At 68.7% G+C, this 20,366-nt stretch carries 22 protein-coding genes; 12 read left to right on the top strand and 10 right to left on the bottom strand.

All coding sequences use genetic code 11. The features are described 5' to 3' along the window. Positions 1 to 72: 72 nt before the first annotated feature. Entirely contained in the window at positions 73 to 273 is a 201-nt protein-coding gene (locus tag MCBMB27_RS11655; protein WP_043380155.1) for a hypothetical protein, read from the top strand. A 39-nt stretch (positions 274 to 312) separates the two neighbouring features. Here the strand turns inward: MCBMB27_RS11655 and MCBMB27_RS30210 are convergent, their stop codons facing one another. The 3 genes from MCBMB27_RS30210 to MCBMB27_RS11645 all read right to left on the bottom strand — a co-directional run bounded on the left by MCBMB27_RS30210 (position 313) and on the right by MCBMB27_RS11645 (position 4,423). After that, on the bottom strand, positions 313 to 480 hold the full coding sequence (locus MCBMB27_RS30210; protein WP_164706379.1) for a hypothetical protein: 168 nt from the start codon (positions 478 to 480) through the stop codon (positions 313 to 315). 158 nt (positions 481 to 638) lie between these two features. Then, complete coding sequence (gene mdoH / locus MCBMB27_RS11650) at positions 639 to 2,798, bottom strand: glucans biosynthesis glucosyltransferase MdoH (RefSeq protein WP_075381937.1); 2,160 nt, start codon at positions 2,796 to 2,798, stop codon at positions 639 to 641. 56 nt (positions 2,799 to 2,854) lie between these two features. Further along, on the bottom strand, positions 2,855 to 4,423 hold the full coding sequence (locus tag MCBMB27_RS11645; RefSeq protein ID WP_043352603.1) for a glucan biosynthesis protein D: 1,569 nt from the start codon (positions 4,421 to 4,423) through the stop codon (positions 2,855 to 2,857). A 155-nt stretch (positions 4,424 to 4,578) separates the two neighbouring features. On the opposite strand from MCBMB27_RS11645, the gene MCBMB27_RS11640 reads away from it, so the two are divergent. The 3 genes from MCBMB27_RS11640 to MCBMB27_RS11630 all read left to right on the top strand — a co-directional run bounded on the left by MCBMB27_RS11640 (position 4,579) and on the right by MCBMB27_RS11630 (position 6,115). Further along, positions 4,579 to 5,175 (top strand): ribosome hibernation promotion factor, encoded by a 597-nt coding sequence (locus tag MCBMB27_RS11640; protein ID WP_043380150.1) that lies wholly within the window; start codon positions 4,579 to 4,581, stop codon positions 5,173 to 5,175. 143 nt (positions 5,176 to 5,318) lie between these two features. Beyond that, a complete protein-coding gene (gene ptsN / locus MCBMB27_RS11635; protein ID WP_053609909.1) occupies positions 5,319 to 5,786 on the top strand; it encodes a PTS IIA-like nitrogen regulatory protein PtsN in 468 nt (155 codons plus the stop codon). A 2-nt stretch (positions 5,787 to 5,788) separates the two neighbouring features. After that, positions 5,789 to 6,115 (top strand): hypothetical protein, encoded by a 327-nt coding sequence (locus MCBMB27_RS11630; RefSeq protein WP_043351297.1) that lies wholly within the window; start codon positions 5,789 to 5,791, stop codon positions 6,113 to 6,115. A gap of 106 nt (positions 6,116 to 6,221) precedes the next feature. On the opposite strand, the gene MCBMB27_RS11625 is transcribed toward MCBMB27_RS11630, so the two are convergent. From MCBMB27_RS11625 to ftsE, 3 genes are all read right to left on the bottom strand, one after another. Then, positions 6,222 to 6,998, bottom strand: a complete 777-nt coding sequence (locus MCBMB27_RS11625) for a YdcF family protein (protein WP_043380146.1) — start codon at positions 6,996 to 6,998, stop codon at positions 6,222 to 6,224. Positions 6,999 to 7,150: 152 nt separating this feature from the next. Beyond that, positions 7,151 to 8,119, bottom strand: coding sequence for a cell division protein FtsX (locus MCBMB27_RS11620; RefSeq protein ID WP_043351301.1), 969 nt, complete (start codon positions 8,117 to 8,119; stop codon positions 7,151 to 7,153). Beyond that, positions 8,116 to 8,808: a cell division ATP-binding protein FtsE gene (gene ftsE, locus MCBMB27_RS11615; protein WP_043380143.1), complete on the bottom strand. Its 693-nt coding sequence runs from the start codon at positions 8,806 to 8,808 to the stop codon at positions 8,116 to 8,118. The genes MCBMB27_RS11620 and ftsE overlap by 4 nt, the downstream gene beginning before the upstream one ends. Before the next feature lie 182 nt (positions 8,809 to 8,990). Here ftsE and MCBMB27_RS11610 point away from each other — a divergent pair, with 182 nt between their 5' ends. Continuing rightward, complete coding sequence (locus MCBMB27_RS11610; RefSeq protein ID WP_075380471.1) at positions 8,991 to 9,758, top strand: zinc-ribbon domain-containing protein; 768 nt, start codon at positions 8,991 to 8,993, stop codon at positions 9,756 to 9,758. 153 nt (positions 9,759 to 9,911) lie between these two features. After that, positions 9,912 to 10,862 carry a helix-turn-helix domain-containing protein gene (locus MCBMB27_RS11605; protein ID WP_043758189.1) on the top strand — a complete coding sequence of 317 codons (951 nt, stop codon included), beginning with the start codon at positions 9,912 to 9,914 and terminating at the stop codon, positions 10,860 to 10,862. A gap of 5 nt (positions 10,863 to 10,867) precedes the next feature. Here MCBMB27_RS11605 and MCBMB27_RS11600 read toward each other — a convergent pair whose 3' ends face one another. From MCBMB27_RS11600 to MCBMB27_RS11590, 3 genes are all read right to left on the bottom strand, one after another. After that, entirely contained in the window at positions 10,868 to 12,040 is a 1,173-nt protein-coding gene (locus MCBMB27_RS11600; RefSeq protein WP_083683479.1) for a glycosyltransferase family 2 protein, read from the bottom strand. A gap of 103 nt (positions 12,041 to 12,143) precedes the next feature. After that, a complete protein-coding gene (locus MCBMB27_RS11595; RefSeq protein ID WP_075380470.1) occupies positions 12,144 to 12,551 on the bottom strand; it encodes a thioredoxin family protein in 408 nt (135 codons plus the stop codon). A gap of 122 nt (positions 12,552 to 12,673) precedes the next feature. Next, positions 12,674 to 12,988 carry a hypothetical protein gene (locus tag MCBMB27_RS11590; RefSeq protein WP_043351311.1) on the bottom strand — a complete coding sequence of 105 codons (315 nt, stop codon included), beginning with the start codon at positions 12,986 to 12,988 and terminating at the stop codon, positions 12,674 to 12,676. 263 nt (positions 12,989 to 13,251) lie between these two features. On the opposite strand from MCBMB27_RS11590, the gene MCBMB27_RS11585 reads away from it, so the two are divergent. Continuing rightward, positions 13,252 to 13,926, top strand: a complete 675-nt coding sequence (locus MCBMB27_RS11585) for a TetR/AcrR family transcriptional regulator (protein WP_043380129.1) — start codon at positions 13,252 to 13,254, stop codon at positions 13,924 to 13,926. Positions 13,927 to 13,983: 57 nt separating this feature from the next. Next, positions 13,984 to 14,445 carry a DUF2852 domain-containing protein gene (locus MCBMB27_RS11580; protein ID WP_043351315.1) on the top strand — a complete coding sequence of 154 codons (462 nt, stop codon included), beginning with the start codon at positions 13,984 to 13,986 and terminating at the stop codon, positions 14,443 to 14,445. Positions 14,446 to 14,530: 85 nt separating this feature from the next. Here MCBMB27_RS11580 and MCBMB27_RS11575 read toward each other — a convergent pair whose 3' ends face one another. Next, on the bottom strand, positions 14,531 to 16,222 hold the full coding sequence (locus MCBMB27_RS11575; protein WP_075380469.1) for a methyl-accepting chemotaxis protein: 1,692 nt from the start codon (positions 16,220 to 16,222) through the stop codon (positions 14,531 to 14,533). Positions 16,223 to 16,744: 522 nt separating this feature from the next. On the opposite strand from MCBMB27_RS11575, the gene upp reads away from it, so the two are divergent. The 4 genes from upp (at position 16,745) to MCBMB27_RS11555 (ending at position 20,366) form a co-directional block, all read left to right on the top strand. Next, entirely contained in the window at positions 16,745 to 17,380 is a 636-nt protein-coding gene (upp, locus tag MCBMB27_RS11570; protein ID WP_043351319.1) for a uracil phosphoribosyltransferase, read from the top strand. Between the two features lie 177 nt (positions 17,381 to 17,557). Next, positions 17,558 to 18,799 carry an ABC transporter substrate-binding protein gene (locus MCBMB27_RS11565; RefSeq protein WP_075380468.1) on the top strand — a complete coding sequence of 414 codons (1,242 nt, stop codon included), beginning with the start codon at positions 17,558 to 17,560 and terminating at the stop codon, positions 18,797 to 18,799. 132 nt (positions 18,800 to 18,931) lie between these two features. After that, on the top strand, positions 18,932 to 19,945 hold the full coding sequence (locus MCBMB27_RS11560; protein WP_075380467.1) for an NAD(P)H-quinone oxidoreductase: 1,014 nt from the start codon (positions 18,932 to 18,934) through the stop codon (positions 19,943 to 19,945). 115 nt (positions 19,946 to 20,060) lie between these two features. Further along, on the top strand, positions 20,061 to 20,366 hold the full coding sequence (locus tag MCBMB27_RS11555; protein WP_043351325.1) for a hypothetical protein: 306 nt from the start codon (positions 20,061 to 20,063) through the stop codon (positions 20,364 to 20,366).

Here is a 20,366-nt window from a genome sequence, read left to right as displayed (position 1 = left end):
CCGTGTCGTCATCGGGATGTCACCGGCTGATGCGAGCCTTTCCCTTCGCATGTCCCGGAAAGGCAGGCGCCCGTGCAATTCGAGATCCGTGAGAACAGCCGGTCGCTTTGGTCGTGGGTTCTCGTCAACGAGACCGACGAGCCGGTGCTCGAATCGCGGCGTAGCTTCCCGTCCCGCGCGCAGGCGACGGCGGCGGCGCTCGCGTTTTCTCAGCTGGTTGCGCGGGCCGGGCGGAGTTTGACCGGCGGTCCGCGACCGGTGGGCTTCCTGTAGAGAAACGACTCCCCGCTTCGGGCCGGACGGCGATTCCTCTCAGGTCGGCCGCGCCCGGTGGCGGAGGAGGCTGGCCACGCTCAAGCAGGCGATCACGCAGCCCACCCCCATCGCGCCGAGGCAGCTGATGGTGCGGACCGGCTCGCCGCGGGCCAGAACGATGGCAAGCGCGAGCGGTAGGAGCAGGAACACGAACAGCAGGGTCATGACCGGATCCGAGTGACGATGGCCGAGTCTAGGATCCGAATGGTTAATCCCTTCTCTCGACACCCGGCCGCGCCCTTGAGCCGGTGCCGCGACGGCTGCGCGCAGCACGAGGACGTGATCGCCGAACACCCCGCCCGAGATTCCGGCGCGAACCGCAATCAGGCTTGGCTGGTCTCGAGGCGCACGAGACGGTCCACGAGGGCCCGGTCGTGAAGCAGGGCCATCCGCTCCTTCTGGGAGAGCCACAGCTGTGCCTCCGCCACCGTCTCGGCCTCGCAGATCTTGGCGGCCGCAAGCGTCTGGTCGGCGTCGATCGCGCCCCGGGGCCGCCGCTGTCCCTTCGGAAGCATCCGGCTATGGGCATGCGCAAGGGCGGGATCGGCGTGGATCGCCACGAGGGAATCGGTGTCGTCGTAGCCGCGAGCCGCATTGCGGGTCGCAAGCGCCGCTGCCCGCAGCGCGATCTCCGGCGGCGATGCCTCTTCGGGCGTGGCGAGTAGCATCCGGTGCTTGAGCGCCAGGCCCAGGGTCAATTGTCCGCTCGCCCAGGAAATCGGGATCGCGAGCACCAGACCCAGAATCGTCGGGCTCATCCAGAGGAACAGCGACGTCGCGATCGCGAAGGCCGCAATTCCCGCCACGAGCCCCAGAACCGTGTGCCAGCGGTGACGGCGGACGATGTCCCGCAGCGGGATCGAGCCGTCGTCGCGGCGCTGCGGATTCCAGCCCGTGTCCCGTCCCAGCAGAATACCGATCACCGAGCCGGACTGGATGACCATCGCCACCGGCGCCACCAGCGCGGAGAGCAGGATTTCGACCAGGCTCGACAGGATGAGCCGCCCGGCGCCCCCGCAGGCGCGCCGCACCGGACCATCCAAGAGGGCCAGGATCAGGCCCAGGACCTTGGGCGCAAGCAGAACCGCCATGGTCAGGCCGAACAGCTGGAGCGCGCGGACCGGATCGAATCGCGGGAAAACCGGCGAGAAGCCCGCCCCCCCGAAATAGTCCGGCCGTTCCGTGGCGGTCTGCAGCACAAGCAGGATGCCGACCACCAGCTGCATCAGCCAGAGTGGCGAGGCGAGATAGCCGGCGATGCCGGTGGCGAAGTGCTGGCGGGTCGCGGGATGCAGCCCCGCGGCGCCGATCACTCGCGCATGCTGGAGGTTGCCCTGCGCCCAGCGCCGGTCGCGCACCGCGACGTCGATCAGCGACGGCGGGCTCTCCTCGTACGAGCCCGGCAGGCGGTGGAGCATGTACACCGCCCAGCCCGATCGGCGGATCAGGGCCGCCTCCACGAAGTCGTGCGACAGGATATGGCCGCCGAAGGGGGGCTTCCCGGGCAGATCCGGCAGGCCGCAGGATTCCGCGAAGGCGCGGGTGCGGATGATCGCGTTATGCCCCCAGTAGTTGCCGTCCCGCCCCGACCACGCGGAAAGCCCGGCTGCGATCACGGGGCCGTAGATCCGGGCCGCGAATTGCTGAAGCCGGGCGAACAGGGTGTTGCGGTTGATGATCAGCGGCAGGGTCTGGATGATACCGGCATCCGGATCCGCCTCCATGGCGGAGGCCAGCGCCACGATCGCCGATCCGCTCATCAGGCTGTCGGCATCCAGCACGAGCATGTGCTCGTAGTGGCCACCCCACCGCGTGACGAAGTCGCCGATATTGCCGGCCTTGCGATGGTGATTCTTCGCCCGGTGGCGGTAGTAGAGCCGGGCATCGGGACCCAGGCGGCCGCGCAATTCGAGGAAGGCGCGCTCCTCGGCGATCCAGGCATCGGGCTGGGTCGAATCCGACAGGACGTACCAGTCGAAATGGTCTCCCAGTCCGGTGGCCTCGACCGCCTCGCGCATGGCCTCGACACCCGCGAAGGTGCGGGCTGTCGCCTCGTTGTAGACGGGCATCAGGACCGCGGTCCGCGTGGTCAGGGCCGTCGGAGCCGACATCGGACGCGGCCGCCGCAGCAGCATCCCGAAGCCGAGTACGGCGCTGGTGAAGGCGAGCGCGATCCACGAGAACGTCAGGCAGAACAGGACGACCAGCACGAGCTGGAGCGCGGTCGGATTGCCCGAGACCGACACGGTCTCGACCATCTGCCAGCCGCCGAAGGCGGTGAGCGCCAGCGCGCCGCCGAAGACCAGAATCCGCGCCGGCCAGGGATCACGGCCGGGTCGTGCGGGCCGATGGCCCAGGCCCATGTCCCAATGCGACAGATCTTGGACGGGCATGGCCAGCGGCGCTTCGCGCGGCATGCCGCCTCCGTCATCGGGGCTCGCCTCGGCCACGCGCGCGGCGTCGATCGCGGGCGGCACGGTCATCGTCTCGTCCAATTGCACGGTGCAGGCCGGTCCTTGATGTTGAGGCGGATCGGGGATCACGGTGTCCAGCGGAACAACCACGACTCGCTGACCCGGGCTTGGCCGCGCCGGAGGGCGAGGCGCAGCTCGCTCGCGCGGGCGCTGCCGGGATCGAGTTCGAATAGGATCCGCAACGTCTTGCGCTCGGGATACCGAAACCGGTCCTGGCGTGTGATCGTCCCGGCCGACGCGCTGAGATCGACGTCGATATCGCCGGGCTGAAACAGCGTGTCGCCCTCGAAGTCGACGGCGAAGAGGCGGCGGCTGCCGGTGCTGCCATGGCCGCAGCGGCTGTCGCGCACCCGTGCAATCTCCGGAGGCAGTGGATCCGGCCAGCCCTTGGACCAATGCTGACGGCACTGGAAGCGCATCTCCACGCCCTTCGCCAGCTTCGCCTTGGGTCGCCAATAGGCGAAGACGTTCTCGTTCAGCTCGGAATCGCTCGGGATCTCAAGCAGAGTGACGGCGCCCTCGTTCCAGTCATCCAGCGGCTCCAGCCACAGGGACGGGCGCTGTTCCCAATGACGCCGGTCATCCTCGAAGTCATCGTACGCGCGGGCGCGCTGCATGAGGCCGAACCCCTTCGGACCCCGATCCACGAAGGCAGAGACCTGGAGGGCCTCCGGATTGTGAACGGGCCGCCAGATCGGCTCGCCGTAGCCGTTGTGGATCGCCAAGCCCTCCACCGAGAAGGCCGCGGCGCGCAGATCGTCGACGCGGTTCCGGTCGAGGGGTCCGAACAGGTAGCTCCCCTGCATGCCGCCGAGCCCGATATGGTCGAGGTCGGCGCGGGCGAAGACCGTTCCCTCGATCGCCGCCGTGGAGACGTCACGGCCGGGCGTGAGCGTGATCTTGAACGCCGCCGTCGCCGACTCGGAATCGGCGAGGGCATGAACGACGACCGGCTGACCGGGCGCGGGCGTCTCCACGAACAGGGCCCGGAAGAGCGGGAACTCCTCCCCGCGGGAATCGGCCGGCCGCAGGGCCAGCGCGCGGGCGTTGATGCCGAAATCCTGGCCCTCCGCGACGAGCCGGAAAAACGAGGCGCCCTGGAACAGCGCGAAGCTCGATACGTCCTCCGCACCCTCGAACCGGGCCCGGAGGCGGAAGCCCGAGAAGGCGGCGTCGGGTTCGAGATCTGGCAGATCGAGGCCGGGGGCGACGAACGCCGTCTTGTCGTACGCGACGGGCTGAACCAGCCCGTTCTCGACGACGAACAGCGACACCGGCGTCTCGAAGATCGATCCGCGCAGGAGCGGCTCCAGAACGTAGCCCACGTTTCGGTCGGCCCAGAGCGCGCGGCCCTCCGCCGGGTGGATCGCGTCGTACGCCTCCCGGGACAGAGCCTTCAAGACCGCCGGGACGTCGCCGGTCTTCGGCCCCGCATAGGGTGCTGCGGCACGGGCGCGGGCCAGGTCGGTCAGGGTGTTCGCCTCGAAGGCCTCGCCCTTGCCGGGCAGCGCGGGCGCTTTGTCCGGCTCGGCCGAACGGGCCACTGCCGGAAGCAGTCCCGCGGCGGCACCCAGCGTGCCGACCAGCAGGGCGCGGCGTGTCGGTGCGGCGGAAGGCACGGCGTCGATCGTCATGCAGGCAGTCGTCTCACGTCTCGGGAGCCTCCCTGTATACGGACAGGCCGGCTGAACCCAGGGTTAAGCAACCGCCTGAACCGCAAGTGGCTCCGTTGACTTAACCCGAGCCGGCTCTCTAAGTCGGCCGTCTGCATCGAAACGGGGGAGGCAGCATGGGATCGTTGCGAGTCACTGGCCACGGCGTGGATCTCGGAGAGAGCCTGCGCGGCCGCGTCGAGGAGCGGATGTCCGCGATCCAGGCCAAATATCTCGACTCGCACATGCACGATTCCTGCAACGGCCATGTCACGCTCCGGCGTGACGGCACCGCCTTCCGGACGGATTGCGTGCTGCACCTCGTGTCCGGCCTCACGATCGAGGCGAACGGCTTCGCCCACGATGCCCGGGCGAGTTTCGAGCAGACCGCCGAGCGCCTGGAGACGCGGCTGCGCCGCTACAAGCACAAGCTCAAGCAGCACGCCACCGGACCGGGGGACGACGCCGCGATCGAGGCCGCCTATGCGGTGTTCGCCGCCCCGCCGGAGGAGGACGACGAGGACGCCGTCGAGGGTGACGCCCATCCGCCGATCGTCGCCGAAAGCACCAAGACCCTCCAGCGCCGCACCATCGGCGAGGCCGTGACGGCCCTGGATATGACGGGATCCCCGGTGGTCGTGTTCGTCCACGCTGGCACCGGACGCGTCAACGTCGTATATCGGCGCAGCGACGGAGCGATCGGCTGGGTGGACCCACCGAGCGCCGCCGAGTGACGCGATAGGTCGGGAGAAGCGAAGCCGGAACCGGCTGGTTTCCCCACCTATTGATCCAGCAGGGGCGCGGCCGGAACGGTCGACGACGCCCCTGCGACGAGGCCCGCTTCCTCGCGAACGGGTGACGGGGCAACGGTCGTTCGATGCCAGTTCTGGAATTTCTCGACCCCGAGTCGGTCGTGCCGGCCCTGCGCGCCCGCGCCAAGAAGCAGGTTCTGCAGGATCTCGCCGCGCACGCGGCGCGGCGCCTGCCGGCGCTCGGCGAGCGGCCCGTCTTCGACACCCTTCTCCAGCGCGAGCGGCTCGGATCGACCGGCATCGGTGATGGGGTGGCGATTCCCCACGGCAAGCTGCCCGGACTCGATCGGCTCTTCGGGCTGTTCGCCCGATTCGACCGCCCGGTGGATTTCGACGCCCTCGACGGCCAGCCGGTGGATATCGCTTTTCTGCTCCTCGCGCCCGAAGGGGCAGGGGCCGATCACCTGAAGGCGCTCGCGCAGGTTGCCCGCATTCTTCGCGAGCCGGGCATGCTCACGCATATCCGCGCCGCTCGGGATGCCGGTGCCCTCTACGCCCTTCTGACGCGCTCGACGGCACCGCAGGCGGCCTGATGATGCCGATCTTTCGGACCACCGCCGCTCTGGCCTTCGCGGCCATCGCCTCGACCGCCGCCGCGGCGCAGGGGGAGACGACCTGCGCCCGCGATGTCCTCGTGGCGCAATCGATGCAGCGCCAAGCCCTCGACCAGCTCGAGCAGGCCGACGGTGACGACGCCAAGAACTGCCGCATCTGGCGCCGTCACGTGGAGACGATGCGCCGCGTGGCGAGCGTGTACGGGCGCTGCCTTTCGGGCACCGAGCGCAGCGAGCGCCTCGCCCAGGTTCAGGGATCGGACCGGGAATTCTCGGCGGCCATCAAGGCACGCTGCAAGGGCCCTTAGACCGCTGCCGAGCGCCCGTGATCCGGCAGACGGTCACGCGCGGTGATCCACGATGGCCTGGGGCCGAACTGTCGGCTCCGACGGGACGGCGCATCCGGGGGCGAGGTCAGTCCACGCCGCGCATCATCAGCGGCTCGGCCACCATCTTCACCGGCTTGCCCCGCCCGATAAGGATCGCGGCGCGCGAGCGCTCGGGGTCCGCCTCGAAGCGCGTACGGACCCAGCTGACCAGGAATTTCATATATTCGGAGGCCAGAAGGCGCGCGGCAGGCGGGTCGTGCCACCAGCGGTCGGCGTCGAATGCCTCCGTCACGACGGGATGCGGCAGGACCCGGTCGCTGTCCTGCAGAGCATGATCGAGTTCGATCAGCGTCCGCGGCATGTGATAATTCGAGGTGACGACCGCGACGGTGCTGAAGCGGTGCGCCCGCATCCAGCGCCGGGTTTCGATCGCGTTCCCGATCGTGTTGCGCGCCCGGTAGTCGAGATCGACACAGCAGGCGATCAGCGCGCGCTGGGTCGGGTTCAGGCGGGCGATCTCGTCGCGGCTGGTCCGCTCGTTGACGCCGGTGATGAGAAGCCGCCGGCCGTAGCCTCCGGCCAGCAGGTCGATCGCATCGCCGATCCGCTGCGCGCCGCCGGTCAGCGCCACGATTCCGTCGGCCCGATCAGACGGCGCACGCTCGTGTCGCGCCAGCGCGCCGACGAAGATCAAGAATCCGGCAAACAGCGCCAGCGCGCCCAAACCCGTGCCGAGGCTGCAGGTCCACAGCGCGATCCGCCGCCGGCGGCGCGGGCGCACGACGGCGCGGGGCGGGTGATCCCACACGTGCCAAGCCCAGCCGACGGGGTCGGTCATGAGCGGATCCGATGCGCGCAGCATACGCGTGGTCATCCTCCGGAAGATCGGAGCCGATTGCGGCAACCCGGAGGCCGGCGCCGTCAGCCGTATCAACACCGCGATGATAAAGTTTCCAGATGGTAAACGTGCTATCGAGACTCCCTATTTCCACCTGAACGCGACGTCGCACGCCCTCACGCCAAGAACCGCCGGACGGTCACGCGCGAGACGATGCCGGTGACCAGAGACGCGATCACGCCGATCAGGAGCACGCTGGCATAGCCGCGCACGCCGATATGGAATGCGCCGAACAGAGCCTCGACCTCCTGGCCGGCCGGTCCAGACCGGGCGGCCCTGGCCAGAAGTCCGGCGATGACGAAGGCGACGAGAGCCAGTCCGGCCCCGATCGCGCCACCCCGCAGGCCCAGGCCGAAGAAGCGCCGCTGAAATGCCCGGGCGATGTAGTCGTCGTCGGCACCGACGAAGTGGAGAACCTCCACGACCTCGCGGTTGCTCGCCATGGCGCCGCGGGTCGCGAAGGTCACGGCGAGCCCGGTGGCGATCAGAACGAGCAGCACGAGTCCGATCCCGATCCCCACGAAGGCGTTGGCGGCGGTCGAGAGCCGCTGCAGCCAGAGGGCGTGGTCATCCAGGCTGGCCACACCCGGCAGAGCCTCGACGAGCCGAGTTCGCAGGCGCTTCAGATCCGCAACCTGGCCGCTCGCGAGCTTGAGGGCGATGAGCCGCGGGACCGGGAGGTCCGAGAGGTCGAGCCCGGTCCCGAGCCACGGCTCGAGGAGGCGCTCGGCCTCGGCCTTGCTGAAGACCCGCGTCTCCGCGATCCCCGGTTCGGCCTTGGCGATGCCGTCGGCGCGGGACACGTCGGCATCGACGTCGCGGCCGGGACCCGGCCGGACCTGGATGGTGACCTCCCGGGCCACATCGCCCTGCCATTGGGCGGCATTCGTCGCGACCATCTCGGCGGCCCCAGCGCAGAGCCCCGCCAGGAAGGTCAGGATCGCGATGACGGCCGCCAACGAGCGGCCGGCCGCGGTGTCGGTGGGGACCAGCGGCGCGTTGCGACGCAGGTTGGCCGGCATCGACGGGTCGGGCGGCACGGCCGATCCGCCGGGCTTCGTCCGCGGGATCGCCTGCGTGCTCATTCCTCGATCCGCAGCCGGCCTTCGCCCAGGACCATCCGGCGGGCGTCGACGGCGTCCATGATGCCGAAATCGTGGGTGGCGATGATGACCGAGGTCCCGAGCTTGTTCAGTTCGAGGAAGAGTCGAAGCAGCCGTCGCCCGAGGCCCGGATCGACGTTGCCGGTGGGCTCGTCGGCGAGCAGCAGGTCGGGCCGCGCGATCAGCGCCCGAGCGATCGCGGCGCGCTGCTTCTCGCCGCCCGAGAGCAGCGGGGGAAGGGCGTGCATGCGCTCGCCGAGGCCGACCCAGCGCAGCAGCTCCACCACCTCGGCCCGATAGCTGGCCTCGGCCCGGCCCTGGACGCGCAGGGGCAGGGCCACGTTCTCGTAGGTGGTGAGGTGGTCGAGGAGCCGGAAATCCTGGAACACCACGCCCATGCGCCGCCGGAGTCCGGTCAACGCCTTGGCTGAGATCCCGCTGACCTCCTCGCCGAAGATCGAGACGAGGCCGCGGGTCGGACGCACCGACAGCAGAATGAGGCGCAGCAGCGTCGTCTTCCCGGCTCCGGAGGGACCGGTGAGAAACTGGAAGGAGCGCGGCGCGATGCGGAAGCTCACGTCGGACAGCACTTCCGGCCCGAGCCCGTAGCGCATGCCGACATTCTCGAACTGCACCACCGGCCGCTCAGCGCCGGGCAGCAGGCTTTTCATGCTCGCCTGTAGGTTCAAGGCCGTGCCGTGTCTCGTCTGTCCATGCCTCGGGAATCGCCGGACGGGCGGGCGTTTTCAAGGCCTCCTGAGTTTCACCGCCGCTTAACCCTGTTCAGCGACACTTCCTCAAGCACTTTTAATTTCCGCCCCGGCTGCGGCCGATCGATGCGAGATTGCGGCGTATGCTGATCGCCTGCCCGAGCTGCGCGAGCGAATATCGCATCGATGCCAGCAAGGTCGGCATGGAGGGCCGTTCGGTCCGCTGTGCCGCCTGTCGCGAGACGTGGTTCATCACGCCGGCCGATGTTCTCGCCGGCCATGAGGCGGAACTCGCCGCGCGTGCCGAGGCCGATCCGCTCGCCGACGCCGCGTGGGAGGAGGCGACGGCCTCGGTTCGAACGGCGGCCGACGTCCCAGCTCCCACCGTCCCGCGAAAGGCCCGGCGTTCGAAATCCGCCGGGAAGGGCCGTCGCGCGATTCCAGGCCTGTCGCCGTCCCTGGCCTTCGGTCTGGTGCTCCTCGCGGCACTGCCGCTCGCCTGCCTCGCCCGGACGAGCGTGGTCAAAGCCGCGCCGCAGACCGCCTCCTTGTTCGCACGCGTCGGCCTGCCCGTGAACATCCGAGGCATCGAGATCCGCGACGTGGTGGCCTTCACCAACCCTGCCGAGGACGGCCATCCTGCGGAACTGGTGGTGGAAGGCGACCTCGTCGGCGTTGCCCGTAAGGACGCTGCGGTCGCGCCGCTGAGCGTTGAAATTCGCGACGCCGGTGGCCGGACGATCCGCACCTTCTCGGTTGCGCCGCCCCGGGCAGTCCTCGCCGCAACCGAGACCGCCCGATTCCGTGCGAGCCTGTCGGCACCCCCGTCCGATGGCCGCGCGATCCTGGTGCGTTTCGCCGATGCGTCGGGCGCCCGGCCGGACGCGCGGGTGGCAGCGTCCGAGCGTTGATCGCTCCCGGCGTCGCTCCGCGGCGAGACCATTCGGCTTATCGGCGTCATCTATTTAAGGTTGCGCCGCGACCTCAGATCTGCAATTTGCTTCGTTGAGGTTCCAACGCGCGAAGGCGCGCAGGCTGTTGTTGGCGCCCGGGGCAGACCCGCTTTGAGTGTCCGCGAGACGGTTCCCATCGTCATCCAGACGACCGACACGGTCGAGCAGAAGCGCGCCTTCGATTACTGGCGCAGCACAGCGTTGGCCCGGGTGGACGCGACGATGCTCGCGCCCGATGTGCCGTTCACGGCGGGCCGCAGGCTCGCGGTCTCCACGCACGGCGTGGTCCTGCACACCCTCAGCGGTCCGATCGGGGTCGAGCGCACGGCGCACCATGTGCGCCAGGACGGGCGCGACGACATCGCGATCGCGTTTCTCGTTCAGGGGGGCGGCTTCGTCGAGCAGGGTAACAGCGGCGCCCTGCTGAGCGCCGGCGACATCACGGTCCATGCCATGGATCAACCGTTCGCGATCGGCAGCCGCGACGCCTACGAGGAGATTCGCCTACAGGTGCCCCGTGCCGCCTTCCTGGCGCAAGTGGGCAACGTGCCGGCCTTTGTCGGGCGCAAGCTCCGGGCCACGCCGCTCAGCGGCCTGTTCGCGACCTATCTCCGGTCGTTCTCGGAGACGGTCGGCGGCATGACGGAGGCGGAGGCCGGCATTGCGCTGGAGGGCGTGTTGCATCTTCTGCGCGCGCTCGCCGACGGTCAGGGCGACCAGGGGGACAACGATCTCTCCGGCGATGCCGTCCGGTCTCTGGCCCTCGCCCATATCGAGCGCCGGCTGCACGATCCCGCCTTCGGGCCCGAATCGCTTCCGGCCGCCCTGAGGGTCTCGCGCAGCCGGCTCTACGCGGCCTTCACGGGCGACGAGGGCGTGGCGGCAAAGATCCGCGACGCGCGTCTCGACCGCGCCTACCGGCGGCTGCGGTCGCGTACGAGCGGAACCCGGATCGGATCCGTGATGGCCAATTGCGGCTTCACCGATGCGGCCGCCTTCAGCCGCGCCTTCCGCCGCCGGTTCGGCATGGCCCCACGGGACGTCTTGGAAGGCCGTTTCTGAGGATATCAGATCCGGCTGCCCCGCGGATCCGCGACCGGCCGGCCGGAGGCCGCTGAACCCGCGATCCGCCGCGCGAAGCCCAGGAGGCCGAAACCGAGGCGGAGTGCGGCGACGCCGAGCCGCGCGATCCGGATCTGGCCGGGCAGCTGCCGCGGACCGATGGGACGATAGGCCAGATCCGGGCTGAGCCGCTCAGCCTCGGCGATGGCCTGGCCAAGGGGGAGGGCAGCGATCCGCCGCGCCTCCACCGGGGCGATCCCGATGGCCCGCGCCCAGGCCTCGTTCCGGGCGAGCAGCCCGCGATCGTGCATCCGACGGAACCGCCGGCGCCAGGCGTAGCGCCGCACGGCGCGCGGGAAGGTTTCCATCCGGGCGTCGCAGAGCGCGTCGGGCTCCTCGCAACGGGAGCGGATGGTGTCGGCGACACCGCCCGGAGCCCGCCCGGCGAGTCGCGCCGAGATGGTCACGCACACATCGGTGGCGTGACGGACCCGCAAGCCGTGTTCGAGCAGGCGCGCGATGAAGGCACCGTCCTCCCCGAGGGGGATCTCGGGCATGCCGCCGACCGCAAGGTAGGCGCTTCGGGTCACCGCCAGGGTCGCCCCGATCGCTGTCCGATGACACGGCCAGGGATCGTGCGGGTCGGGGTCGATCCGCGCCTCGGCTTCGGTGATGAGGGCGTCGTAGAGATCCTCCAGGCGCCCGCGGGCAGGGAGCGAGGGCGGCAGCAGCGCCGCCTCCGCGGCATCGAGCTCGACCCGGCCGGCCACCGCGTCGGCCCCCGCCCGGATCGCCGCGCGATTGCGGGCGACCCAATTGGGCGGGACCCGGCTGTCGGCGTCGGTGGACAGGATGATCCCCGCATTCCCCGCATCACCCAGCCAGGCGGCGGCGGCATCCATGGCCCTGCGCCGGGCCCAGCCGGCATGCGCGCCGGAAAAGTTCTCGCTCAGCACCCGGACCGGGATCGACAGCGTCGGCACCAGGGCCGACACGAGGGCCTCCGTACCGTCCGTGCAGTTGTTCAGGAACAGCACCAGCCCGAGGCGACCGGGTTCCAGACGCTCCTGGGCGTCGATCGCCTTCAGGCAGGCGGCGATCCGCTCCTCCTCGTTTCGCACGGGTACGGCCACGATCGCATCGGGACACGGATCGTCTGACAGGAGGGCGCTCGACACCGGTGAAGTTCTCCGCCGGACCCGTCGCGCGGGCCCGCATCGGGCTTATGTCGGAGCTTCCCTGAACGGGACCGGACAGGCCGGCCTCGCAGGACGCGGCCGATCACAGGGTCTTCTCCACGAGGCCCTCGATCCATTCCGGCTGAGTCTCGCCGACCGAGCGTCCGACCTCGGTCGCTCCCTTGTAGGCGATCAGCGTGCTCTGCATCCGGACGTTCAGGCGCCTCAGCAGATCCTTCTGGCTGTCGAAGTCGATGTCGAAGATCTGGAGGTCCTTGAAGCGCGGCTCGGCCGCGAGCTTCGCGAGGATCGGCTTCTGCGTGCGGCAGATCGGGCACCAGGGGGCGCTGACCGCGACCAGGACCGGCTTTCCGGCTTTCTGCGCAGCCTCGAAGGCCGCATCCGTGAACGGGAGCGTCTCGGCCGCCCTGGCCGGGGCCGGAATTCCGAGCAGGATGGGGCAGGTGAGGGCGAGGCCGGCCAGCGCGAGGACGTGACGGCGGTTCTTCATGGCGTGCTTTCCTCCCGGCCTGCTGATGGACCGGATTGCGGTGTTTGAGGAATGCTACGCCGCGAGCCCGGGCGCGTCGCGAGATCCTGGGCGGCCCGAAGATCGAAAGCGCCCGCGCACGATCACATTGTCGAGACGCCGGTCGACGGCGCTCCGGACGACCGGTCTTCCTCGGCCAACGCCGCGATGTCGTCGGCATCCACCGCGTCGATGGGGCGCCGGATCCGCAACGCCCGCGTGGGCGCGCCGGCGCGCATCACCAGCACGATGGTCTCCATGTCGGGACAGCCTGGATCGGTGCAGGCGATCTCGTTCACCGCCAGGGTATCGTCCTCCCCGAGGCGCAGGGCCAACCGCAGGTCCTGCTTCAGGCGCGACGCGATCTCGGCACGCTCCGCCGAGCGGGCGCGCCACGCCTTGAGGCTCACAAAGGCCATGCGCGATGCTCTTCGTCCTGCACTGGAAGCCCCGGCATTCGCCGCCGTCTGGGGGGATCGTCGATCCCTCTGGATTTTCCGATGTAATAGTGTTGCATGCTCGGGAGGTGGTCAAGCGTGGTGCGGGGCGGCCCGAAACAACCGTCGCGTTCGGCCGTCATACCGAAGGGCGGGCCTGGAGACACAGTCTCTGGCGGCCTTGGACTCGACAGCGGCGCTGGGGTCCTGTGAGGTGCAACAGGCGCGCGAAGGATGATGAGATCTTGCGACCCTGGCGGGACGGGCCGGACGACCGGCGCAGCTACCATCACGGCAATCTGAAGGAGGCCCTCCTGGAGGCCGCGCGCCGGTTCATCGCCGAGCGCGGAATCGGCGGCTTCACCCTGGTGGAAGCCGCGCGCCTCGTCGGCGTCACCCCGGCCGCGCTGTACCGCCATTTCCGGGGCCGGGAGGCGCTTCTGGAGGAGCTGGCCGGGCGCGGTTTCGCGGAACTCGCCGCCCGTCTGGCGCGGGCCCTGACGTCGCGCGGGACGCCGTTGGAGCGGTTCACGCGGATGGGTGAGACCTACCTCGCCTTCGCCGAAGAAGAGCCGGCCTACTATGCGGCGATCTTCGAGACGCGCGGCTTCCCCACCGGCGGCGCCGACCTCGACACGGCGGCCAGCGATGCGGTGGCGTCGCGGCCGAGCCCGTTCGATCTCTTGGTCGAGGCGCTGCAGGCGACGTTCTCGGACGGATTCGGGGGCGTGGCACCCCGCTTCATCGCCCTGGAGGTTTGGGCCTTGGCCCACGGCCTCGCGACCCTGTCGGCCGCCGGACATCTGCCGCGCGGACCGGGATTTCCGGACAAGTACGAATTGCTGCGGGCCGGGGTCCTGGCGCTCGTCCACGGAGCCTCCCGACAGACCGAGCGCGAGGGCGGTCTCGGACGACCTTGAAAGGCACCTCCGGGACCCGCATGTTAACCGCGTTCACATGAACAGCGGAGCACAGCCGTGACCTCTCAAACCTCTTCACCCTGGGCGACCGGCAAGCTCTGCCGGACTGGCCCGTTCCCGCGCCGGTCGCTGGAGATTGGCGCAATCGTCGTCGGTTTCATCTACTGGTGGCCGGTCGGCCTCGCGCTGGTGGCCTGGAAGCTTGCGGGTTATCCGGCCTTCGCGGAAATGCGCGACGCGGCGCGGCGCGCGGCTTCCGAGTTCGAGGGGGGACGCCCCGCCTCGCGCTTCGCCCGGGCGTTCGAGGCCGCCAACCGACGCGACAGCAGCGGCAATGCCGCCTTCGACGCGTACCGTCGCACCGAGCTCGACCGTCTTGAGGCGCAGCGGCGTGCCCTCGAGGAAGAGAGCCGCGCCTTCTCGGAGTTCGTGGAGGAGCTGAAGCGCGCCCGGGATCGTGAGCAGTTCGATGCCTTCATGGCCAAGCGCCGGGCCGAGGGCGGGGATCGCTCCGTCTGATCCTGCATCTGTGGGCGTCCGGGCTCAGGGGCCCGGACGCGCCGTCCCGGTGGTTCAAGCGCCGGCGTGACGCCTATCCGACGGTTCAGGCCGCGCGGACGGTTTCCAGGAACCGTGCCACTTCGGCGTTCAGGTGCTCGGATCGCTCCGAGAGCCGAGACGCTTCGACCAGAACCTGACCGGCCGCCGCGCCGGTCTTTTCGGCTGCATCGGCGACGCTGACGATGTTGCTGGTCACCTCGCTCGTGCCGGCCGCGGCTTGGCCGACGTTGCGAACGATCTCGTGGGTGGCGGCGCCCTGCTGCTCCACGGCGGCGGCGATCGAGGTCGCGACCCCGTTGATCTCGCGGATCCGCGCCGTGATGGCGCCGATGGCCGATACGGCCTCCCCCGTCGAAGCCTGCACCCGCGTGATCTGACTTGAAATCTCCTCCGTGGCGCGGGCGGTCTGCTCGGCCAGCGCCTTGACCTCCGTGGCGACGACAGCAAAGCCGCGTCCGGCGACACCCGCTCGGGCCGCCTCGATCGTGGCGTTCAACGCCAGAAGGTTGGTCTGGCCGGCGATGGTCGAGATCAAACCGACGATGTCGCCGATCCGCGACACGGCCTCGCTCAACTTCTGGACAAGCGCACCGGTCTGATCCGCCTCGTCCACGGCACCCCGCGCCAAGTTGGCCGAGCCATCGACCTGCCGGCCGATCTCCTGCACGGAGGTGCCGAGTTCCTCGGCGGCCGCCGCGACGGTGCTGACGTTGCTCGCCGCCTGCTCGGCCGCGGCAGCGACCGTCGTGGATTGCTCGGCGGTCACCGCCGCAGTGGCCGTCATGGACCGGGCCGTGGTCTGCAGCCCGATGGCCGAGGCCGAGACCTCCGCGATGATTCCGCCGACGGTCTCCGCGAAGCGATCGGCGAGCTGGCGCATCCCGAGCCTGCGCTGGGTCTCCGCATGCCGTCGCGCCGCCTCCGCTTCGGCCTCGAGCTGATGGGTGCGGAGCAGATTGTCCTTGAACACCTGGACCGCCGCCGCCATGGCGCCGATCTCGTCGCGCCGGTGCTTGAACGGGATGTCCGCGCGAGCGTCGCCCTCGGCCAATTTGGTCATCGCACCCGTCATCGCGGCGATCGGGCGCGAAACATGACGCAAGCCGAAGATCGCCGCGCCCAGAGCCGACACGAGGGCAAGGGCGATTCCTACATATGCGGCCACCGACGCAGTGTTGACCCTGGCTATCGCGGTATCGGCGTTCCGGGCCGCGGCCTCCTCATCATGGGCCACCAGACGCGCGAGGGCCGCACGGGCGGTATCGTACATTCCGACGACGTCGGGGTTCACCAGGAGGGCGCGGGCCTCCCGTTCCTGGCCCGATTCGAGCAGGCGAAGCGCCTCGTGATCCGCTTGCTTGAATCGGCTCCATGAGGCCGCGAAGGCATCGTAGAGCTTCCGTTCCTCAGCCGTGCTGATCAGGGGCTCGTAGGCGCGACGCGCTCGCCACAACTGGGCGTGCGTCTCCGCGAGGTTGGCCGCGTTGCTCATCCGATGCTGAGGCGTGTCCGACAGCATGATGAGGCGGTATTGCTTGATGCGCACCTCGGATGCCGCCATCTCGATGGCGCCCACTTTCTCCAGCGAGGGGATCCAGTTTTTAGCAAGGGTCGCCGCCGCATCACCGATGTCGCTGAGCTGATGCAGGGACAGGCCACCCTGAGCCGCCGATATCAGTGCGAGCCCTCCGAAGAGGATTCCAAGCATTGCTGTGATTGACGTGGTCAGACGCATAAACGGGGCCGATCGGATCGGAGGATCGAAGGGTCGCATCAGAAGCAAGGATGCTCGTGATCCGATTTAGAGCTTTAATGAATCTGAGCAAGTCACGGCTATGGCGTGCAAGCTAAAACAAAACTCTGCAATATGGCACAAGATATTATTTTACTATCGTCGCATGTATTGTAAATGTAGCGATTTTACTATTATGTATTGGATTACAATCCGCTGGCGTATTGATATAAAAATGAATGGCCATGATAAAAGATCTGTTATGAGGGCCGGCGGCCGCGATTTTTAAGCCCCATGATCCGCGGCTTTCAACCCGGCACTCGTTGGATAGGCATTCCGCGGCTCGCCTGAATGTTCCGATCGCCGCGGCGACCGGTCGCCCGCGCCGAACTTGTCTTTGCGCCGCGCGCTCCGCAGTGCCTCCGAGCGCCCTCGACACATGGGCCGTCGCCGGGCCGCAGCGTCGAGTTGCGCCTCGGCGCGGGCTCCGGCATTGATCCTCCCTTACTGATGGAGGGGGGGCGAATGCCGACGGGTCGGGTCACCGTGGTCGATCACCCGCTTGTGCAACACAAGCTGACGCATCTTCGTGACAAGAACCGCTCGACCAAGGGCTTCCGTCAGATCCTGAACGAAATCGGCATGCTCCTCGCCTACGAGGTGACGCGCGACCTGCCGCTGGAACCGGTGACGATCGAGACGCCGCTTCAGCCGATGGAGGGGCGGCAGATCCAGGGCAAGAAGCTGGTCCTGGCGCCGATCCTGCGGGCCGGGGTCGGCTTCCTCGATGGTATGCTGTCGCTGGTTCCGTCGGCCCGCGTCGCCCATATCGGGCTGTACCGGGATCCCGAGACGCTGGAGGCGGTCGAATACTACTTCAAGGCGCCGTCCGATCTCGCCGACAGGACCGTATTGGTCCTCGATCCGATGTTGGCGACGGCCAATTCGGCCATCGCGGCCCTCGACCGGCTCAAGGCGCGTGGTGCCTCCGATCTGCGCTTCGTCTGCCTGCTGGCGGCTCCGGAGGGCCTCGCCAAGTTCCAGGCCGCCCATCCCGACGTGCCGGTCTGGACCGCGGCGATCGACAGCCATCTGAACGACCATGGCTATATCGTCCCCGGCCTCGGCGATGCCGGCGACCGGATGTACGGCACCCGGTAGGATCCAAACTCAGCCGTCGTCGCGGTCGGATCGCGATTTCAGATGTGCGCGCGGCAGACGGATCATCTGTCACCGCTTTCCGTATCTGCACATTGTATTCACGCGCCTGAATAGAGCACAATCCTGCCTCGGATCCGATGCGGCGCCAAAAGCCGCACGGACCGCAGGAGGAAGCCCATGCCGATGGAACGCAGCGTTTCGAGTCGTGTCCTGGCCCTGCTCGCAGTGGCCGGAGTGCTGGGGTCGACGCAGGCACGCGCCGCCGACCCGATCCGGATCGGGGTCATCGCCGAGGCGCAGTCGGTCGTCGGGGCCTCGATCCCGCAGGCCGTCCAGCTCGCCGCCGACGAGATCAACGCCAACGGCGGGATCGACGGGCGCCAGATCCAGATCGTCAGTTACGACGACAAGTCGTCCGCCTCCGACGCGGTCCGGGCCTTCCAGCGGGCGGTCTCCGAGGACAAGGTCAACGTCGTCATCGCCAGCTACATCTCCGAGGTGGTGCTGGCACTGATGCCCTGGGCGGCGCGGCTCAAGACGCCGATGATCACGCCCGGTGCCGCCTCCAACGAGATCAGCCTCGCCGTCCACAAGGACTACGCGCGCAACAAGTACACCTTCCACGGCTACCTCACCTCGGCGGCCCTGGCGCAGTCGATCTGCGATTCCACGAAGGACATGCTGATCGATCTGATGAAGGTGAAGACGGCCGCGATCATGAGCGAGGACGCGGCTTGGACCCGTCCCCTCGATGTCGGTTACGAGAAGTGCCTGCCCGAGATCGGTGTGAAGGTCGTCGACCATATCCGCTTCTCGCCGGACACGGGGGACTTCACGCCGATCTACAACAAGATCGAGGCGGCCAAGCCCGACCTGATCGTCACCGGCATCTCGCATGTCGGCGTGCAGCCGACCGTGCAGTGGCAGAACCAGCAGGTTCCCCTCGCCATGACGGGGATGAACTCGCAGGCGACCTCCTCGACCTTCTGGGCGAACACCAACGGCGCCACGCAGGGCGTGATCTTCCAGAGCATCGCGGTGCCGGGCGCGGCGATCACCGACAAGTCGCTCGCCTTCAGCGACGCGTTCAAGAAGCGCTTCGGCAGCGATCCGTCCTACGCAGGCTACATGGCCTACGATCAGGTCTACTACGCGGCGGATGCGGTGAAGCGCGCCGGCTCGACCGAGGCCGACAAGCTCGTCGAGGCCCTGGAGAAGACCGACTGGGTCGGCACCGTGGGGCGGACGCAGTTCTACGGCAAGGACGACCCGTTCACGCACTCGATCAAATACGGTCCCGGCTTCGTCACCGGACTGATGGCGCAGTGGCAGGACGGCAAGCAGGTCGCGGTCTGGCCGAAGAGCCTGGCGCAGGGCGCGATCGTCTTGCCGGCGGCGGTCAAGGCGGCCGCCCGCTAGCTTGCCGTTTGGACCGGCAACGGACGCGTGCGGCGCCTTCGGCTTGCCAAGCGCGCCCGTTGCCGCAAGTAGAGCCGTACCGCGTCAGCGTGAACGCGGCTGAGATCACGTGCGCGCAAAGGATTATCGTTGATGGCCAGCACCGACCTGCCCGGGACCATGCGTCAGATCCGCTTCGCGGGTTCCGGGGGCCCGGAGGTGATCAGCGTCGAGACCGCCCCCGTGCCGCATGCGGGACCCGGACAGGTCCTGATCGAAGTGGTGGCGGCCGGCGTGAACCGCCCCGATGTCGCGCAACGCGCGGGGGTCTATCCGCCGCCGCCCGGCGCCACCGAGATTCCCGGCCTCGAAGTCGCCGGTCGTGTGGTCGCGATGGGGAGCGACGTCACGGGTCTGTCGCTCGGCGATGAGGTCTGCGCCCTGGTGATCAGCGGCGGCTATGCGGAGTATGCGGTGGCCGAGGCGGCCCATTGTCTGCCGCGTCCGAAGGCGGTCTCGCTCGTCGATGCCGGCGGCCTGCCGGAAACCTTCTTCACGGTCTATTCGAACGTCGTCCAGCGCGGACGGCTCGCGCCCGGCGAGAGCTTCCTCGTGCATGGCGGATCGAGCGGCATCGGTGCCACGGCGATCCAGATCGCCAAGCATGTCGGCGCGCGGGTCTTCGCCACGGCGGGCTCGGCCGAGAAGTGCCGGTTTTGCGAAGATCTGGGGGCGGATGCCGCGATCAACTACAAGGAGGCGGACTTCGCCGAGGAGGTGAAGCGCCTCACCGACGGACGTGGCGTCGACGTGATCCTCGATATGATCGGTGCGAGCTATCTGGCCCGGAACCTGAAGTCGCTGGCTCCGGACGGCCGGCTCGTGATGATCGCCCTGATGGGCGGCTACAAGGTCGATGGCCTGAACATCACGCCGATCATGCGCAACCGCCTGACCTTTACCGGCTCGACGCTCCGGCCGCGCGGGAAGGCCGACAAGGCAGCGATCGCCGAGGGGCTGCGCCGGGATATATGGCCCGAGCTCGATGCCGGGCGCATCCGGTCCGTCACCCACGCCACGTTCCCGCTGGAGCAGGCGCGGGAGGCGCACGAACTCATGGAGTCGAGCGCGCATCTCGGCAAGATCCTTCTGACGACCGGGCGGTGACACCGCGATCCGGCAGGAACCTGCCTCGGCGGCCCCGCGTTGGCGGCCGGTAACGAGATCGTGTCGCACCGCGCCCGTTTCGGCGTGTGGCGTCCCGCCGAGGAAGGTCCTGCAGATGGTCGAGAGATTGAATCCCAACGAGAGCCGTCAGGGCGAGCGCGGCAAACCGATGCTCTGGGTCCTGGTGGGGAGCCTCGTTCTGCTGGCGATCGCCACCGTGGGTCTCCTCACGTGGAACGGCGCCAATTCGCCGAAGGATTACGCCAGCCAGAGCCAGGACGCGTCCCGCAAGGAAGTGACGGGTTCGGTGAACGGGCAGTCGGGCGCCGCGTCGCCGACCAACAGTACAGGCGTGCCGGGCGGCAACCCGTCCTATCCGCAGCCCGCGCAACCGGGGGCCAACGGCAACGCGCCGAAATAA

It is taken from the genome of Methylobacterium phyllosphaerae (genome assembly GCF_001936175.1).
Lineage (GTDB): Bacteria > Pseudomonadota > Alphaproteobacteria > Rhizobiales > Beijerinckiaceae > Methylobacterium > Methylobacterium fujisawaense.
The sequence above is the reverse complement of the archived record's forward strand: the minus strand, read 5'-3'. Positions and strand labels throughout refer to the sequence as shown.

What these genes read in the sequence shown, in the direction of transcription:
- MCBMB27_RS30210 (WP_164706379.1), bottom strand. Translation starts at nt 480, where the DNA reads ATGACCCTGCTGTTCGTGTTCCTGCTCCTACCGCTCGCGCTTGCCATC.
- mdoH (WP_075381937.1), bottom strand. Translation starts at nt 2,798, where the DNA reads ATGACCGTGCCGCCCGCGATCGACGCCGCGCGCGTGGCCGAGGCGAGC.
- MCBMB27_RS11645 (WP_043352603.1), bottom strand. Translation starts at nt 4,423, where the DNA reads ATGACGATCGACGCCGTGCCTTCCGCCGCACCGACACGCCGCGCCCTG.
- MCBMB27_RS11640 (WP_043380150.1), top strand. Translation starts at nt 4,579, where the DNA reads ATGGGATCGTTGCGAGTCACTGGCCACGGCGTGGATCTCGGAGAGAGC.
- ptsN (WP_053609909.1), top strand. Translation starts at nt 5,319, where the DNA reads ATGCCAGTTCTGGAATTTCTCGACCCCGAGTCGGTCGTGCCGGCCCTG.
- MCBMB27_RS11630 (WP_043351297.1), top strand. Translation starts at nt 5,789, where the DNA reads ATGCCGATCTTTCGGACCACCGCCGCTCTGGCCTTCGCGGCCATCGCC.
- MCBMB27_RS11625 (WP_043380146.1), bottom strand. Translation starts at nt 6,998, where the DNA reads ATGCTGCGCGCATCGGATCCGCTCATGACCGACCCCGTCGGCTGGGCT.
- MCBMB27_RS11620 (WP_043351301.1), bottom strand. Translation starts at nt 8,119, where the DNA reads ATGAGCACGCAGGCGATCCCGCGGACGAAGCCCGGCGGATCGGCCGTG.
- ftsE (WP_043380143.1), bottom strand. Translation starts at nt 8,808, where the DNA reads ATGAAAAGCCTGCTGCCCGGCGCTGAGCGGCCGGTGGTGCAGTTCGAG.
- MCBMB27_RS11610 (WP_075380471.1), top strand. Translation starts at nt 8,991, where the DNA reads ATGCTGATCGCCTGCCCGAGCTGCGCGAGCGAATATCGCATCGATGCC.
- MCBMB27_RS11595 (WP_075380470.1), bottom strand. Translation starts at nt 12,551, where the DNA reads ATGAAGAACCGCCGTCACGTCCTCGCGCTGGCCGGCCTCGCCCTCACC.
- MCBMB27_RS11590 (WP_043351311.1), bottom strand. Translation starts at nt 12,988, where the DNA reads ATGGCCTTTGTGAGCCTCAAGGCGTGGCGCGCCCGCTCGGCGGAGCGT.
- MCBMB27_RS11575 (WP_075380469.1), bottom strand. Translation starts at nt 16,222, where the DNA reads ATGCGTCTGACCACGTCAATCACAGCAATGCTTGGAATCCTCTTCGGA.
- upp (WP_043351319.1), top strand. Translation starts at nt 16,745, where the DNA reads ATGCCGACGGGTCGGGTCACCGTGGTCGATCACCCGCTTGTGCAACAC.
- MCBMB27_RS11565 (WP_075380468.1), top strand. Translation starts at nt 17,558, where the DNA reads ATGCCGATGGAACGCAGCGTTTCGAGTCGTGTCCTGGCCCTGCTCGCA.
- MCBMB27_RS11560 (WP_075380467.1), top strand. Translation starts at nt 18,932, where the DNA reads ATGGCCAGCACCGACCTGCCCGGGACCATGCGTCAGATCCGCTTCGCG.
- MCBMB27_RS11555 (WP_043351325.1), top strand. Translation starts at nt 20,061, where the DNA reads ATGGTCGAGAGATTGAATCCCAACGAGAGCCGTCAGGGCGAGCGCGGC.